The 15529-nt window shown below is 67.9% G+C and carries 13 protein-coding genes; 7 read left to right on the top strand and 6 right to left on the bottom strand.

All coding sequences use genetic code 11. The features are described from left to right. Entirely contained in the window at window positions 1–1794 is a 1794-nt protein-coding gene (locus tag FB390_RS06705) for an ABC transporter substrate-binding protein/permease (protein ID WP_141808160.1), read from the bottom strand. A 394-nt stretch (window positions 1795–2188) separates the two neighbouring features. Between FB390_RS06705 and FB390_RS06700 the strand changes: the two genes are divergently transcribed. Beyond that, window positions 2189–3445 carry a cytochrome P450 family protein gene (locus tag FB390_RS06700; RefSeq protein WP_246123890.1) on the top strand — a complete coding sequence of 419 codons (1257 nt, stop codon included), beginning with the start codon at window positions 2189–2191 and terminating at the stop codon, window positions 3443–3445. Window positions 3446–3464: 19 nt separating this feature from the next. Here FB390_RS06700 and FB390_RS06695 read toward each other — a convergent pair whose 3' ends face one another. Continuing rightward, window positions 3465–4259, bottom strand: coding sequence for an LLM class F420-dependent oxidoreductase (locus FB390_RS06695; RefSeq protein ID WP_141808158.1), 795 nt, complete (start codon window positions 4257–4259; stop codon window positions 3465–3467). Between the two features lie 250 nt (window positions 4260–4509). On the opposite strand from FB390_RS06695, the gene FB390_RS06690 reads away from it, so the two are divergent. Continuing rightward, on the top strand, window positions 4510–5604 hold the full coding sequence (locus FB390_RS06690) for an ABC transporter ATP-binding protein (RefSeq protein ID WP_141808157.1): 1095 nt from the start codon (window positions 4510–4512) through the stop codon (window positions 5602–5604). A gap of 109 nt (window positions 5605–5713) precedes the next feature. Here the strand turns inward: FB390_RS06690 and FB390_RS06685 are convergent, their stop codons facing one another. Beyond that, the gene (locus tag FB390_RS06685; protein ID WP_141808156.1) at window positions 5714–6247 is read right to left on the bottom strand and encodes a winged helix-turn-helix transcriptional regulator; all 534 of its coding nucleotides are present in this window, start codon (window positions 6245–6247) and stop codon (window positions 5714–5716) included. Between the two features lie 98 nt (window positions 6248–6345). On the opposite strand from FB390_RS06685, the gene FB390_RS06680 reads away from it, so the two are divergent. Then, window positions 6346–7515: a thiolase family protein gene (locus tag FB390_RS06680; protein ID WP_141808155.1), complete on the top strand. Its 1170-nt coding sequence runs from the start codon at window positions 6346–6348 to the stop codon at window positions 7513–7515. Window positions 7516–7544: 29 nt separating this feature from the next. On the opposite strand, the gene FB390_RS06675 is transcribed toward FB390_RS06680, so the two are convergent. Next, window positions 7545–7850 (bottom strand): hypothetical protein, encoded by a 306-nt coding sequence (locus FB390_RS06675; RefSeq protein WP_141808154.1) that lies wholly within the window; start codon window positions 7848–7850, stop codon window positions 7545–7547. 405 nt (window positions 7851–8255) lie between these two features. Between FB390_RS06675 and FB390_RS06670 the strand changes: the two genes are divergently transcribed. Continuing rightward, window positions 8256–9227: an o-succinylbenzoate synthase gene (locus FB390_RS06670; RefSeq protein WP_141808153.1), complete on the top strand. Its 972-nt coding sequence runs from the start codon at window positions 8256–8258 to the stop codon at window positions 9225–9227. Window positions 9228–9753: 526 nt separating this feature from the next. Here FB390_RS06670 and FB390_RS06665 read toward each other — a convergent pair. Then, window positions 9754–10266 carry a TIGR04338 family metallohydrolase gene (locus FB390_RS06665; RefSeq protein WP_141808152.1) on the bottom strand — a complete coding sequence of 171 codons (513 nt, stop codon included), beginning with the start codon at window positions 10264–10266 and terminating at the stop codon, window positions 9754–9756. A gap of 727 nt (window positions 10267–10993) precedes the next feature. After that, window positions 10994–11839, bottom strand: coding sequence for a DUF2786 domain-containing protein (locus tag FB390_RS06660; RefSeq protein ID WP_141808151.1), 846 nt, complete (start codon window positions 11837–11839; stop codon window positions 10994–10996). A 182-nt stretch (window positions 11840–12021) separates the two neighbouring features. Between FB390_RS06660 and FB390_RS06655 the strand changes: the two genes are divergently transcribed. Genes FB390_RS06655 through FB390_RS06645 form a run of 3 tightly spaced genes read left to right on the top strand, consistent with a single transcriptional unit; the run spans window position 12022 to window position 15318 of the window. Beyond that, on the top strand, window positions 12022–13323 hold the full coding sequence (locus tag FB390_RS06655) for an ABC transporter substrate-binding protein (RefSeq protein WP_141808150.1): 1302 nt from the start codon (window positions 12022–12024) through the stop codon (window positions 13321–13323). 46 nt (window positions 13324–13369) lie between these two features. After that, a complete protein-coding gene (locus tag FB390_RS06650; RefSeq protein ID WP_141808149.1) occupies window positions 13370–14404 on the top strand; it encodes a carbohydrate ABC transporter permease in 1035 nt (344 codons plus the stop codon). Between the two features lie 44 nt (window positions 14405–14448). Then, entirely contained in the window at window positions 14449–15318 is an 870-nt protein-coding gene (locus tag FB390_RS06645; RefSeq protein WP_141811591.1) for a carbohydrate ABC transporter permease, read from the top strand. The last annotated feature ends 211 nt before the right edge of the window (window positions 15319–15529 follow it).

The following is a 15529-nucleotide window of genomic DNA, read 5'->3' as shown; positions in this document are numbered from 1 at the left end:
TCAGCGCCCTTCGGTGATGGTGGCCTGCTCCAGCTCGTCGATCGGCTGGTCCGGTCGTCCGGTGCGCATCCGGTGGTCGATGTAGTTGACCAGGTGCGTGAGCGGGATGGTCAGCACCAGGTACATCAGGCCGGCGGCGACGAGCGGCGAGAGATTTCCGGTCTGCGCGTTGAGATCTCGGCCCACCGCGAACAGTTCGCGCTGGCTGGCCAGCAGACCGAGGAAGTAGATCAGTGAGGAATCCTTGATGAGCGCGATGAATTGGTTCATCAGCGCGGGCAGCACCCGGCGCACGCCCTGCGGGATCACCACCAGCGTCATGGCCTGCCGGTAACCGAAACCGATGGCGCGGGCGGCCTCCAGCTGCCCGGCTTCCACGGATTGGATTCCGGAACGGAAGATCTCGCCGATGTAGGCCGAGGCGAGCAGCGCCAGCGCGACCGCGCCGAGCCAGTACGGATTGTTCCCGGTGATGTTGCGCGCCACCGGCCCGATGCCGAGACCGATGAGCAGGATGATCACCACGGCGGGCAGACCGCGGAAGATATCGGTGTAAACCCGTGCTGGCCAACGCAACCAGCGCGTGCGGGAAATTCCCGCGACGGCGAGCAGCATGCCGATCACGGTGCCGAGCGCGCCCGAGACGAGCGCCAATATCAGCGTATTCGGCAGACCCGTCTTGATCAGATCGGGAAACGCCTTGCGGTACAGCGACCAATCGAAGAACGTCTCCCGCAACTGCTGCAGGGTCGATTTCGGAGCGTTCTGCTCCTGGCTCTCTTCCGTCGTGTTCTCCGCGGCGAGTGCGGCGAAGTCGGGCAGCTGCGGCGTAGGCGCGGCCTTGGAGCCCGGCTTCCAGCCCGGCGGCAGCTGCCTCGGCACCCAGTCGCTGTAGAGGCGGGCGTAAGTGCCGTCCGCGATCACCGCGTCCAGGCCGCTGTTGAGCGCGTCGGTCAGCGGTTTGTTGTTCTTGTTCACCGCCCAGGCGGCGAAATTGTCCAGGCTGAAAGCGTTCTGGACCACCGAGGTGCCGTCGCCCGGCTTGATCGCGCCTTCGGCCTGCGCCGAGGGCGCGACCCAGGCGTCGACCTGACCGGTCTTCAGGTTGGCGTAGGCGGTGTTGTAGTCCGGGAACTTCACCGGGTCCAGGCGCAGGGTGTTGACCACGTAGTCGTCCTGCACGGTGCCCTGTACGACCGCGATGCGGGTGCCCGGCCTCAGATCCGCGAAGCTCTTGATCGGACTGCCGTCGACCACCACGAGGGCGAAGTACCCGAAGTCGTATCCGTTGGTGAAGCCGACCAGTTCACGGCGTGCGTCGGTGGTGGTGATGTTGGAGGAGCCGACGTCGAAGCGCGCGCCGGCGACTTGCGCCAGCAGGCCGGAGAACTCGGTACCCGAGAATTGCACTTGGAGACCGAGTTTCGCGGCGACCGCGCGCAGCAACTCGTTGTCGAAACCGGTGAAGGTCCCCGCGGAGTTCACGCAGATGCTCGGCGGCGCGTCCGAGAGGGTGCCGACGCTGAGCGTGCCGGGTGTGATCAGCCCGAGTTTCGTCACATCGATGGATTCGAGCGGGACCGTGTTCGCGGTGGTGTACCGGTCCGGACCCGCGGTGGCGGGTGACGCGAGGTTCGTCGGCGCCGCGGACGCCGCGCTCAGTCCCGGCGGCGCGCAGAGGTCCCTGGTGTCGGCGGAATCGTTGCCGGAACCGCAGCCCGCCGCCGTCAGGCCGACGGCGAGCAGAAGCAAGGTGATCAGGGCACGACGCCGCGCAGCGGGCAGACCAGCCATGTTCCAGACCCTAGTCGGGATGCACCGCAAACCCACAGTTACGGGCGACCGACGCGACGAGGGTCACTCCGAGCCGAACGGCGCGGCTGTGCGAGAATCCCTCGGGAATTTGCCCCGGGTACGCGGAAACTTTCGTCGATGCACTTGGCCCCGTGGCTTGTTCATGGTTCCCACCGATCGAAACTGCTCGACGTTTCCACCGATGCAGCAGGCGGCCGACTTCGCCGCGGCGCCACCACGATCGGACAGCGAGCGATCACTGCTGTCACCGCTTCTCGAGACTGCGTCGGGACTGAATCAGAACCGTTCGACCTCGAAAGGACACAGGGCTAGTGACCTACCTGGATTCACGTTCGGCTTCGGCCGGCTCCGCGTCGAGGACCGGGGGCGCCTCGTGACGGCCGCCAACGAGATCATCGAGCTGACCGACGACGACTTCTACCAGGACCCGCACGCCGTCTACCGGAGGTTGCGCGAACGCGGTCCCATCCATCGCGTCCGCTTGGACGGCGTGCTGAGCTGGCTGGTCGTCGACCAGGACGTGGCAAAACAGGCCTTCGTCGAGCCGAACATCAGCAAGCGGGTCACCTCGCCCGAAGGCCAGGCGGCCATCGCCAAGCACGGCGGAGCCGAGAAGTTCGCGGGCGCTGTCAACGAGAACATGCTCTTCGCCGATCCACCGCAGCACACCCGGCTGCGCAGCCTGGTGGCGAAGGCGTTCGCGAGCCGCGCGGTGCGCGACCTCGGCCCCCGCATCACCGCGATCGCCGACTCGCTGCTCGACGAGTTGAGCGCCAAGGAATCCGCCGACCTCCTCGACGACTACGCGTTCCCGTTGCCGATCATGGTGATCTGCGAGCTGCTCGGCGTGGCGGACGACGACAAGGACGACTTCCGCGCCTGGACGGAGATCGTGGTGAACGAGTCGGCCAGCGTCGAGGAACGCACCAGCGCGGGCATCAGCTTCTTCACCTACCTCACCGAACTGATCGCCGTGCGCACCGACAACCCCCGCGAAGACCTGCTCTCCGAGCTGATCATCGCCAAGGACGACGGCGATCGGCTCGATCAGCAAGAACTCATTTCGATGCTGTTCCTGCTGCTGGCCGCCGGACACGAGACCACCGTCAACCTGATCGGCAACGCGGTGCTCGAACTGCTGCGCGATCCGGCCACCGCCGAACGGCTGCGCGCGGACCCGATCCGCGTCCCGGCATTCGTCGAGGAGATCCTGCGCTGCCAGGGTCCGGTGCACATGGCGACGGCCAGGTTCACCACCGCGCCGATCACGTTGGGCGGTCATGACATCGACGCGGGCGAGTTCGTCATGATCTCCCTCGCGGCGGCCAACCGCGACCCGCGGCGGTACCTGGATCCGGACGGCGTGGAGCCCGCCCGCACCGACAACCGGCACATCGCCTTCGGCCACGGCATCCACTACTGCGTCGGCGCGGCGCTGGCCAGGATGGAAGCCACCATCGCGCTCAACCGACTGCTCGACCGGATCCCCGCGATGTCGCTCGACGGCGATTTCGCCGAGCTCAGCTGGCGCAAGAGCCTGCTGATCCGCGGCCTCGCCGCACTGCCCGTTCGCCTGTCGCCGCCTGTCGAGGGGGCAGCGACCCGCGAGCTTCAGTACTCGGCGAACTGACCGCGGTTCGAACCCGGACTCAGGCCAGTCCGCTGACCTGTTCCGGGTTCACCTCGTCGCGCCAGCGGATGGCCTGCTCGAGCTCGCCGAAGTCGTAGCCGGGGCCGCTCACCCCGACGGTGAACAGCCCGACCCCGGCCTCGACGAACTTCGGCGCCCGCTCCGCACCGGGCCACGGCACCGAGCGCTCGATACGAGAGGCGTCGGTGCCGATGGCGGCGGCGTGCTGCGCGAGCACCTGGTTCTTGTGCGTGAGACCGGCGAGGTCGGCGAAGCTGTGCCAGATGTCGGCGTACTCGGCGACCAGGCGCAACGTCTTCCGCTCGCCACCGCCGCCGATCAGAATCGGGATCTCCCGGACCGGCTGCGGGTTCAGCTTCTTCAGCCGCGCGGTGAGCCGGGCCATGCTCTCCTTCAGCAGATCCAAACGGCTTCCCGCCGTGCCGAATTCGTAGCCGTACTCCTCGTAGTCCTTCTGGAACCAGCCCGCGCCGATGCCGAGGATCAGCCTGCCGTCGCTGATGTGATCGACGGTCCGCGCCATATCCGCCAGGAGTTCCGGATTCCGGTACCCGCCGCCGGTGACCAGCGCGCCGATCTCCACCCGCTCGGTCTGCTCCGCGAACGCCGCCAGCATCGTCCAGCACTCGAAGTGCGCGCCGACCGGATCGCCGCTGAGCGGATAGAAATGATCCCAGTTGAACACGACGTCCACACCGGCGTCCTCGGCCCGCAGCACAGCATCGCGAATCAACCCGTACTTGGGCGCGTGCTGCGGCTGCAGCTGAACTCCGATCCGAACCGGTCGACTCATCTCAGGCCCTCCTCGTCGCTCGCCGATCTCCGCGATCGAGGCTACCGGCGTCCGGAGGATCCGGCGTGGTGAAACCGTTCGCGGTGGTGTGGCGGGGGCGGAGGTCACGAATAGCCGCGGACCGGACTCGGCTGCGGTTAGGTCGAGCGACCGATACCATCGTTCGGACCGTCCGCGCGCCGCGTGCGACGGTGACCCCTCTACTCGGATCGTCCGGCACGTTCCTGCCGGTGAAGGGATGTGATCTGCCGTGGCTACGGTGACCTTCGAGCGGGCTACCCGCCTCTATCCCGGCGCGACCAAACCCGCCGTCGACCAGCTGGATCTGGAGATCGCCGACGGCGAGTTCCTGGTGCTGGTCGGTCCGTCCGGTTGCGGGAAGTCGACCTCGCTGCGGATGCTCGCCGGGCTGGAGGAGGTGAACGGCGGGCGCATCCTGATCGGCGCGAACGACGTCACGCACGCGGAGCCGAAGGAACGCGACATCGCGATGGTGTTCCAGAACTACGCGCTCTACCCGCACATGACGGTGGCCGAGAACATGGGCTTCGCGCTCAAACTGGCCAAGGTCGCCAAGGCCGAGAAGGACCAGCGCGTGCTGGAGGCGGCCAAGCTGCTCGACCTCGAGCCGTACCTGGACCGCAAGCCGAAGGCGCTGTCCGGTGGTCAGCGCCAGCGCGTGGCGATGGGCCGGGCGATCGTGCGCCAGCCGCAGGTGTTCCTGATGGACGAGCCGCTGTCGAACCTGGACGCCAAGCTGCGCGTGCAGACCCGGACCCAGATCGCGCAGTTGCAGCGGCGGCTCGGCACCACGACGGTGTACGTCACCCACGACCAGGTCGAGGCGATGACCATGGGCGATCGGGTTGCGGTGCTCAAGGACGGCCTGCTCCAGCAGTGCGCGACCCCGCGCGACCTCTACCGGGACCCGGCCAACGCGTTCGTCGCCGGTTTCATGGGCTCGCCCGCGATGAACATGTTCACGCTTCCGGTGTCCGACGGCGCGGTGGCGCTGGGCGGGCACGCGCTGCCGGTGCCGCGTTCGGTGTCCGACGCCGCTGAAGGCAAGCTCGTGGTCGGTATCCGCCCCGAACACTTCGAGCTCGGCAGCGGACTCGGTAAAGGCGGCATCGAGATGGAAGTGGACGTGGTGGAGGAGCTCGGCTCCGACGCCTACATCTACGGCCGCACGATCGCCGAGGGTCAGATCAACGGCGCGGGGGAAACCATTGTGGCGCGGGCTGATTGGCGCAACCCGCCCGCGAAGGGCACCCGCCTGAAGCTGTCGACCTCGCCGGAGCACACGTACTTCTTCTCCGCCGCCGACGGGCGTCGCCTGAACTGAACACCGAGCGGTTGCGCTGGATCGACGGGAGTCGAATGGTGGCTGATCGACCTTCTACAGCCACCATTTCTCTCCCGTCGATCGTCCACCTCGTTCTGGGACGGGCCGATCAGGCTCCGGGGACCTCCCGCTCCGAGCGTTCGCGCCGCTGTCGGAGGTAGTCCTCGTTGACTCGGATTCCGAGCTCCTCCAATTCGATTTCCTTGCCTGTCGCGCTGCGCACCTCGACGCGGACCGGCGCGCCCGTCGCCTCTTCCACCAGTAGCAGCGGGGCCGGGCCCGGCTGTAAGTAGGCGTCGCCCCATTGCATCAGCGCCAGGACGGCGGGAAGCAGGTCGCGGCCCATGGGGGTCAGCACGTATTCGTGGCGGGTGCGTTTGCCTTCTTCCTGGTACGGCTGCTTGGCGAGCACGCCCGCCGCGGTGAGTTTGCGCAGTTGAGCGGCGGCGGCCGCGTCGGTGATGCCGACCCGAGCGGCGAAACCGTCGAAGCGCCGGGTGCCGTAGTAGGCCTCGCGCAGGATCAGGACGGCCGAGCGCGTGCCGACGAGGTCCATCGCCTTCGCGATCGAGCAGTCGACGGCCTGCCACGAGCTGAGATCGGCCAAGGGTCCTTCCATTACGGCTGCCATGACGCACATCATAGCGATTACTGGCTTGAGCCGACTATATCCAGGCGTTAACCTGGCTATAAGAAAATTGAGCCAGGGTGCAAGAGCCCCGGTCACAGGAAGGATCCGCCATGAGAGACGCGGTGATCGTCGAAGCGGTGCGCACGCCGATCGGCAAGGGGAAACCGAACGGGGCGCTGCACGACGTGCACGCGGTGGACCTGCTCGCGCACAGCCTGCGCGCGGTGGTCGAGCGCAGCGGTATCGATCCCGCGCTGATCGACGACGTGATCGGCGGCGTGGTCACGCAGGTCGGCGAGCAGGGCGCGAATGTGACGCGCCGGGCGGCGCTGGCCGCGGGCTACCCCGAATCGGTGCCCGCGACAACGGTCGACCGGCAGTGCGGTAGCAGCCAGCAGGCCATCCACTTCGCCGCGCAGGGCGTCATCGCGGGCGCGTACGACATCGTGGTCGCCGGGGGCGTCGAGTCGATGGGCCGAATCCCGATGGGCGCCAACCTCGTCGGTTCGGAGGACGTGTCGGGCATCGCGTTCGCCGATCGCTATCCGGAAGGTCTTGTACCGCAGGGCATCAGCGCGGAACTCATCGCCGCGAAATGGGGCCTCACCCGCACCCAGCTCGACGAATTCGCGCTGACGAGTCACGAAAAGGCCGCCCGGGCAACGAAGAACGGCCTGTTCGCCGCCGAACTCGCCCCTATCAACGGACTGGAAACCGACGAGGGCATCCGCGTGGGCAGCACCCTCCACACCCTCGCCGGACTGCGACCGGCCTACTACGACCCCGCCATGGCCGAGCGCTTCCCACAGATCGGCTGGCAGATCACCGCCGCCAGCGCCAGCCAGGTCAGCGACGGCAGCGCCGCGGTGCTGATCATGACCAGCGAACGCGCCGAGCAGCTCGGGCTGCGCCCGCTGGCCCGCCTGCACAGCTTCGCCGTCGCGGGCGACGACCCGCTCATGATGCTCACGGCGGTGATCCCGGCGACCCGAAAGGTGTTGCGGCGGGCCGGTCTTCAGCTCTCCGATATCGACCTCGTCGAGATCAACGAGGCGTTCTCGCCGGTGGTGCTCGCGTGGGCGCAGGACACCGGGGCGGATATGTCGAAGGTGAACGTCAACGGTGGGGCGATCGCGATCGGTCATCCGTTGGGGGCTTCGGGCGCGCGGTTGATGACGACTCTCGTGCACGCCATGCAAGACCGCGGGGCGCGGTATGGGTTGCAGACGATGTGTGAGGCAGGTGGGCTCGCGAACGCCACGATTCTCGAGCGGTTGTGAGGGCGTGGGCGCCCGGTTCCGCCGGGCGCCTAGCCGAGCACGAGTGCGACGAGGCAGCCGAGTAGCCACGACTCGATCACCAACGGGACTGCGACCAGTGGCGTCCATCCAATTGGTCTGCGGGTGCGTAACTTCGAGAAGGACATCACCGCGGCCGCCACACCCGCCGCGGCGATGCCCGTCCAGGCGATCACGTAGGAGATCGGTAGATACCGCTGTTCGTCGTCCACAAGGAAGTCGTACAGCGGGACGAGAAGCGCTGCGGTCCAGCCGACTCCGAGGGCGATCGAGGTAGCGAAGGCGGCGCGCATCAAGTCGCCCAGTTGCCTCACCATCGCCGAGCTCATACATCCAGGGTGCCCGCACAGGTGCCCCGACAATCTCGACCGAAGGTCCCCGATTGCAGTGCTGATCCGCCTGCAACGCCCACCCGCTTGTCGTACCAACCTGCTCGCCCTATGGGAGAGCCTGCCTCGCCAGGCTGCTCGCCGCACAGCCCTCTGCCGCACCAACCTGCTCGCACTATCGGAGAGCCTGCTTCGCGAGGCTGCCCGCCGCACAGCCCTCTGCCGCACCAGCCCGCCCGCTGCACCGATGTGCTGCCTCACCGGCCCGCTCGCCGCACCAGCCCGCTCGCCCCATCGATGTGTACCGCACCAGCCCGCGAGCCGCATCAACCCTGCCGCGTCGATCCGCTTGCCGGTCGATACCCGCGCCGACGCACCGTAGGCTGGCATGCGATGACTGCCGACATCTCTCCCGAGCCCGTCGTCTACGCGATTCCGCTGCGCACGCGGTTTCGCGGGATCACCGTGCGGGAGGGGATGTTGATTCCGGGGCCGATGGGCTGGGGGGAGTTCTGCCCGTTTCCCGAGTACGACGATCGGGAGGCCGCGGGCTGGCTGGCCACGGCGTTGGAGCAGGTGACGACCGGCTGGCCGGAGCCGGTGCGGGAGCGGATTCCGATCAATTGCACGGTGCCCGCGGTCGATCCGGAGCGGGCGCACCGGATCGTCGGCACGTCGGGGTGCCGCACGGCGAAGGTGAAGGTCGCCGACCATCCGGATTCGCTCGCCGAGGACCTGGCACGGGTCGAGGCGGTCCGCGACGCGCTCGGGCCGGACGGCGGGATTCGGGTGGACGCCAACGCGGTGTGGGATGTGGACACCGCGATCGCCCACATCGCGCGAATCGACCGCGCCGCAGGCGGTTTGGAATACGTCGAGCAACCGTGCCGCACCGTCGAGGAACTCGCCGCGGTGCGCAAGAAGGTCGACGTGCGCATAGCCGCGGACGAATCCATCCGGCGCGCGGAGGACCCGCTGCGCGTCGCCGTGGCGGGCGCGGCCGACGTCGCGGTGTTGAAATGCACACCGCTGGGCGGAGTTCGGCGCGCGCTCGAGGTCGCGGCGGCGGCCGGGCTACCCTGCGTTGTCTCCTCCGCCCTGGAAACCAGCGTCGGCCTCGGCGCGCAGCTGGCGCTGGCCGGCGCCCTGCCCGAACTCGACTTCGCCTGCGGACTCGGCACGATCTCCCTCTTCGAAGGCGACGTAGTCACCGAATCCCTGCGCCCGGTGGACGGTTTCCTGCCCGTCCCACGCACACCATCAGCACCGGACCCCGACCTCTTGAACCACTACCGCCACCCCGACCCCAACCGTGTCGCCTGGTGGCACGCCCGCTACGAGCGCGTCCGCGCTTTGCTCCCTTGAACGGAACCACTGGACCTGCCGGAACCCGCGCCGCGCCCTAGCCAAAACCCACACCGCACCCCGCTGGAAGCCCACACCGCGGCGTGCCCGAAGCCAACACCGCGCCCTGCCAGCGCCTGCACTGCACCCCTGCTCGAAAACCACACCGCACGCCGCTCGAAACCAACATCGCATCCCGCTCGAAGCCAACATCGCATCCCGCTCGAAGCCCACACCGCGCCGTGCCCGAAGCCCGCCCAGCACCCTGCCAGCACCCACACCGCACCCTGCTCGAAGCACGCACCGCGCCCTGCCCGAAGCCCGTACTGCGCCTGCTCGAAGCCCACACGTACCCCTTGCCAGCGCCCGTACTGCGCCCGCTCGAAGCACGCACTGCGGTCTGCTCGGACGCACGCTGAGCTGTGCATCCGTTGAACAGCCATTTCCCTATCGACGGTAGTCAAATGGTTTTGACGGTAGAGAAATGGTGGTTTCAGCGCCCCCGAAAGCAACCATTTCTCTCCCGTCGATCGCGGACTTCGCGCTCCTAGCCGAAGTGGACGCCGCAGCTGAGCATTGTGGTTCGCAGCAGTAGGGCGGCTTCCGGGCCGATGATGCCGTCCACAAGTTCGAGGTAGCGGGTGCAGAACTCGGGGCCATGAGGGGCGACTTTGTCGGCGGCGGGTTCCAGATGGTGGGCGAGTTCGTGCAGCACGACCAGTTCGCGCAGAGCCCACGCGGTGCCGCCGGTGTGCAGCGGCACCGCGAGGACCGCGTCGGCCGCTTCGTAGTGAGCGGCGGTCGCTCCGGCACGCGACCGCACCCGAACCGGCACCTCGGCTCGATCCCATTGGGCCCGAACCCAATTGAGGGCGAGCACCTTGTCAGCATAGGTCTGGACCGACGCCACCGAGGCGAAACGGCGCTCGATCGGCAAGGTGATCTGGGAGCCGTAGAGTTCGACGGTGCGGTTGCCGTGCTCGTCGGCCCGATCGAACATCCCGCGAACCAGCTGCTCGGCGTCGTACACCTTGCCGCGCTGTACATCTCGCACACTCACAGCGGCACTGCCCGTCGCCTACCGGCCGCCCACGCATACCGAAGATCGGTAGGTCGCGGACCCGGCCCAATCCACGCGAACCATCCAAGCGCGCCGTCCAGCCCACCGGGTACCTGACGGCTCACCCGCCCCCGAAAGTCGAATGACCTCTGCCCCCCGGCCTATTCGGGTGATACACCCAATCACGCCGCTTGACCCGCCCAGCACCTGACGGCCCGCCGACTCGCACCGGAAGTCGACGACCCTCTGGCCCAGCACAATTCGGGTGACGTCCCCAGCCGCGCCACCTGGCCCGCGCGACACCCGACGACTTACCCGCGAACACCGAAGATCGGCAGCGCCGCCCCATAGGGCGACGCGCCCGACCTCGACACCGGACCGCCGATCACCCCACCACGCACCCCGCCCAGCCCCGTCGACCTGCCCGGCCGTGCGCCCTGAACCGGCAGCACGCTGTGAGCTGCTTACTGAGCCGGTGAATCGGCAGCTCGATCCCCCACGCGACTCCATCCGCGGAATCACCGCGCCGCACCGGCTGCGATAGCCCGGGCCCGACTCCACACCGGAGCGCTGTACCCACCGGCCGACCTATCCGACCGCCCACGCAGCGGCACCCGGCGACTCACCCACCCGCGGCCGAGGACAACTGCCCGGGCCCGACTCCACACCGGAGCGCTGTACCCACCGGCCGACCTGCCCGACCGCCCACGCAGCGGCACCCGGTGACTCACCCACCCGCGCCCGAGGACAACTGCCCGCGCACCCCACCCAATTCGGGTGAAGTCCCCAACCGCGCCGCCTGGCCGGCGCGATCACCCGCGCGCCGGGCGGCCGCCGAGTGTCCGGCCGACGCTTGGGGCCCGCGCCAGGTGCCGCGGGCTTCCGAGGTGCGGGTGTAGAAGTCGGTGAGTTCCAGTTCTTTGTCGCGCAGGGCGAGGGCGGTGCCCGCGGACGCCGTTTCCGGCGCCACCGCTTCGGCTTCCACTTCCGATTTCACCTCGGCGAGCCTGCGGCCGATGCGCGCGGCGAAGGCCATCTGGAAGTTCAGCCGGGCGGTCACGGGTGCCGCAGGGGCTTGGACGCGGCGCTGTACCGTGCGGCCCCAGCGCTTTTCGCTGACGACCTTCTCGACGGTGGCCGAACGGTACTGTCCCGACTTTATGTAGTGGTCGGACGCGCGCACCATTTGAACGAGCAGGCTGGCGTAGAGCGCCTCGCAGGTGTCGATGTCGGTGTCGAAGCCGTAGGCGTAGACCTGGGTGGAGGTGCGGGCAACATCGCAGCGCACGTCGTTGGCCTGCGCGATCGCGACGAACAGCTGCACATAGGTGCGCAGCCCTTTCTTACCCGGCTCGCCGATCGGGACGACCCGCTGCACCGGCGTCGGCCTGCGCTCGCGCCCGGCGATGTGCGCCCGCGCCACCGCGAGATCGATCGAGGAACGGGTGGCCAGCCGCTGCGCCGCGGCGAGGAACGCCTCGGCCTCGTGCTCGTTGTCGGTGGCCTCGGCCTTGCGCAGCAGACCGCCGATGCGTGTGAGCATCCGATCGGGAACCGCGTTCGGCGAAGTCATCGGCAGCCAGAGTAACCGCGGGCCCCGACACCGTGCGCCCGCCGCCCGTCGCTCTCCCGACATCCTCCGCGACCAGCACTTCTGGACCGCTCTTCGGGCGTGGCGGATGAACACCATGTATCTTCCGTTGTGCAACCGGCAGGGTGTGCTGCTGCTCACGTCGTACCCATGGAGTGTTCGCGATGGCTTTGAAGAAGGTGTCGTCCCTACGTTCGTCGCTCGTGCCACGGGCCGCGCTGGCGGCCGCCTCGGTCGCGCTGCTGACGGCTACCTTCACCAGCGCGTGCACCAGCGACAACGGCGGCAACCCGACGAGCCAGAACCTGACCGGGCGCGGCCCGATCACCTACGTCGAGGGCAAGGACACCACCGAGACCGGTGTGGTCAAGCAGCTCATCGAGCGCTGGAACGCCTCGCATCCCGACGAGCAGGTGACGTTCAAGGAGCAGTCGAACGACGCCTCGCAGCAGTACGACGACCTGGTCGAGCACATGCGCTCCAAGCAGTCCAACTACGACGTGGTCGCCCTCGACGTGCCGTGGACCGCCGAGTTCGCCGCCAAGGGCTGGATCCAGCCGCTGAAGGACTCCTTCGCCATCGACACTTCGACGCTGCTCTCCCCGCCGGTCGCCAGCGCCACCTACAACAACACGCTCTACGCCGCGCCGCGCAACACCAACGGCGGCCTGCTGTTCTACCGCAAGGACCTGGTCCCGAACCCGCCGAAGACCTGGGGCGAGATGCTCGGCCAGTGCCAGATCGCGCGCGACAACAACATCGGCTGCTACGCGGGCCAGTTCGCGCCCTACGAAGGCCTGACGGTGAACACCTCCGAGGTGATCAACGGCTTCGGCGGCACCTTCGTCGGCGCCGACGGCAAGACGCCGACGGTGGACAGCCCGCAGGCGCGCGCCGGTCTGAACACCCTGGTCACCGCCTACAACAACGGCGACATCCCGAAAGAGGCCATCACTTTCAAGGAGCCGGAATCGGCCAACGCCTTCACCCAGGGCAAGCTGATGTTCCTGCGCGCGTGGCCGTCCACCTTCGGTGACGCGGGCGCCGAATCCTCGCTGGTGAAGGACAAGTTCGCGGTCGCGCCGCTGCCCGGCGAGAACGGCGTCGGCGCCTCCACGCTCGGCGGCTACAACGCGGCCATCAGCGCCTTCTCCAAGAACAAGGCCACCGCGCTGGACTTCCTGCGCTTCCTGATCAGCGAGGACGCTCAGCACATCATCGCCTCGGGCGCCCTGCCCTCGGTGCGCGCCTCGATGTACGACGACCCGGCGCTGATCGCCAAGATGCCGTACCTGCCCGCGCTCAAGGAATCGATCGCGAGCGCGGTGCCGCGCCCGGTAACCCCGTTCTACCCGGCGGTGTCCAAGGCCATCCAGGACAACGCCTATGCTGCCCTGACCGGAAACAAGTCCGTCGACGACGCGATCGTGGGGATGCAGAAGGGCATCGAGACCGCGGGATCGTAATCGAGTTTCGCAACGGACCCGACCAACCCGTAGGAGAGAGATAACGGTGTCGGATCCTTCGGGAGCGGCCACTCGCGTGCCGAGCGACGAATTCCTTCCGCGCAAACGCGGTTTCGGCGCGAGCCTGGCCTGGGAGCTGCGCCGTTCCGGCAAAGCCTGGGTGTTCGTCGCGCCGGTGCTGATCGCGCTGGCGGTGGTCATCGGGTATCCGGTGTTCCGCGCGCTGTACATGTCCTTCCAGAAGGACTCCGGGCTCGACCCGAGCACGGGCATGTTCGTGGAAGGCGGCAACGCCGGATTCTCGAACTACACGCACTGGCTGCTGCAGCAGTGCACCCTGCCGACCGGCGAGACCATCGCCTGCCCCACCGGCAATCTGGGCTCGCAGTTCTGGATGGCCATCGGCGTCACGCTGTTCTTCACCGTGATCACCGTGGCGCTGGAGGCCGCCATCGGCCTCGCCATGGCGATCGTCATGGGCAAGAGCTTCAAGGGCCGGGCGCTGCTGCGCGCGGCGGTGCTGATCCCGTGGGCGATCCCGACCGCGGTCACGGCGCGGTTGTGGGAGTTCATGTTCCAGTACGACGGCGTGGTGAACCGGGTACTCGGGACGCACATCCTGTGGACCTCGGACCCGTGGGCCGCGCGGTTCGCGGTGATCGCGGCCGACGTGTGGAAGACGACGCCGTTCATGGCGCTGCTGCTGCTCGCCGGTCTGCAGGTGATCCCGAACGACGTGTACGAGGCGGCCAAGGTCGACGGCGCCTCGGCCTGGCAGCGATTCACCCAGATCACCCTGCCGCTGCTCAAACCCGCACTGCTGGTGGCGATCCTGTTCCGCACCATGGACGCGCTGCGTATGTTCGACCTGCCCGCCATCATGACGCTGGGCAACCCGTCGACCCGCACGGTCTCGATCCTGGTCGTCGACCAGGTGCGGCAGGGACCGAACAGCGCGGCCGCCCTGTCCACCATCACCTTCCTGCTGATCTTCGCGGTGGCCTTCGTGCTGGTGAAGATCCTCGGCGCCAATGCCGTTCGCACTCAGGAGGCCCAGCGCGAGGGGAAGGTGCGCGCATGACGACGAGTGACCGGGTGCGCACCCGCGAGACAGGAGGCGCGCCGATGGCGACCGAACCGACCACCGTCCCGCGCGCGCCGTGGACCAAGCGGCTCGGGTCGGCGCGCATCTACCTCGGCGTGCTCGTCGTGCTGGTATGGGGGCTCGGTCCGTTCTATTGGATGGCCGTCACCGCGTTCCGCGATCCGGTCTACCAGTTCGACAACACACCGTGGCCGACGCACGTCACGCTGGAGAACTTCCGCAACGCGTTCGACACCAGCCGCGGCAACGACTTCGGCAAGGCACTGATCAACAGCGTGATCATCGGCGCGTGCACGACGGCGATCGCGCTGGTGATCGGCATCTTCGCCGCGTACGCGCTGGCCAGGCTGACCTTCCGCGGCAAGTACGTGGTGGCCGGGCTGATCCTGAGCGCCTCGATGTTCCCGGTGGTCGTGCTGGTGACGCCGCTGTTCCAGCTGTTCACCAACCTGGGCTGGATCGGCGAATACCAGGCGATGATCATCCCGAACATCTCGTTCGTGCTGCCGATGACCGTCTACATCCTCGCCTCGTTCTTCACCGAGCTGCCGTGGGAATTGGAAGAGGCGGCCCGCATCGACGGCGCGAGCAAGATGCAGGCGTTCCGCCTCGTCATGCTGCCGCTGGCCGCGCCCGCCGTGTTCACCACCGCGATCCTGGCTTTCATCGCCGCGGTGAACGAGTACCTGCTCGCCCGGCTGCTCTCCAGCGACCAGACCGAGCCGGTGACCGTCGCGATCGCCCGTTTCTCCGGCAACAACCCGCTCGTGCAGCCCTACGCCGCGATCATGGCGGCGGGCACGATCGTCACGATTCCGCTGGTGATCATGGTGCTGCTGTTCCAGCGCCGCATCATCTCCGGTCTGACCGCAGGCGGCGTCAAGAGCTGAGATATCGGCGCGCTGGCGCGCGCGTGTTCGCGGCTCTGTCTTCGGCGCGCTGGCGCGCGCGTGTTCGCGGCCTTTATGTCTCGCTTCCCAGCGCTCGAGACTCGCGACTTCGTCGCATGCGCTTCGAGCGCTGGGAAGCGAGACGGCCGCGAACGGTCGCTCGTCGGGCTCGCTCCCGACGGGGCTGGTAGGGCTGGATTGCTTCGTTAGG

Origin of the sequence: Nocardia bhagyanarayanae (assembly GCF_006716565.1) — a bacterium.
In the GTDB taxonomy this organism is placed as follows: Bacteria; Actinomycetota; Actinomycetes; order Mycobacteriales; family Mycobacteriaceae; genus Nocardia; species Nocardia bhagyanarayanae.
This window is presented reverse-complemented; position numbering and strand designations above follow the sequence as displayed.

What these genes read in the sequence shown, in the direction of transcription:
- FB390_RS06705 (WP_141808160.1), bottom strand. Translation starts at nt 1,794, where the DNA reads ATGGCTGGTCTGCCCGCTGCGCGGCGTCGTGCCCTGATCACCTTGCTT.
- FB390_RS06695 (WP_141808158.1), bottom strand. Translation starts at nt 4,259, where the DNA reads ATGAGTCGACCGGTTCGGATCGGAGTTCAGCTGCAGCCGCAGCACGCG.
- FB390_RS06685 (WP_141808156.1), bottom strand. Translation starts at nt 6,247, where the DNA reads ATGATGTGCGTCATGGCAGCCGTAATGGAAGGACCCTTGGCCGATCTC.
- FB390_RS06680 (WP_141808155.1), top strand. Translation starts at nt 6,346, where the DNA reads ATGAGAGACGCGGTGATCGTCGAAGCGGTGCGCACGCCGATCGGCAAG.
- FB390_RS06675 (WP_141808154.1), bottom strand. Translation starts at nt 7,850, where the DNA reads ATGGTGAGGCAACTGGGCGACTTGATGCGCGCCGCCTTCGCTACCTCG.
- FB390_RS06670 (WP_141808153.1), top strand. Translation starts at nt 8,256, where the DNA reads ATGACTGCCGACATCTCTCCCGAGCCCGTCGTCTACGCGATTCCGCTG.
- FB390_RS06660 (WP_141808151.1), bottom strand. Translation starts at nt 11,839, where the DNA reads ATGACTTCGCCGAACGCGGTTCCCGATCGGATGCTCACACGCATCGGC.
- FB390_RS06655 (WP_141808150.1), top strand. Translation starts at nt 12,022, where the DNA reads ATGGCTTTGAAGAAGGTGTCGTCCCTACGTTCGTCGCTCGTGCCACGG.
- FB390_RS06645 (WP_141811591.1), top strand. Translation starts at nt 14,449, where the DNA reads ATGGCGACCGAACCGACCACCGTCCCGCGCGCGCCGTGGACCAAGCGG.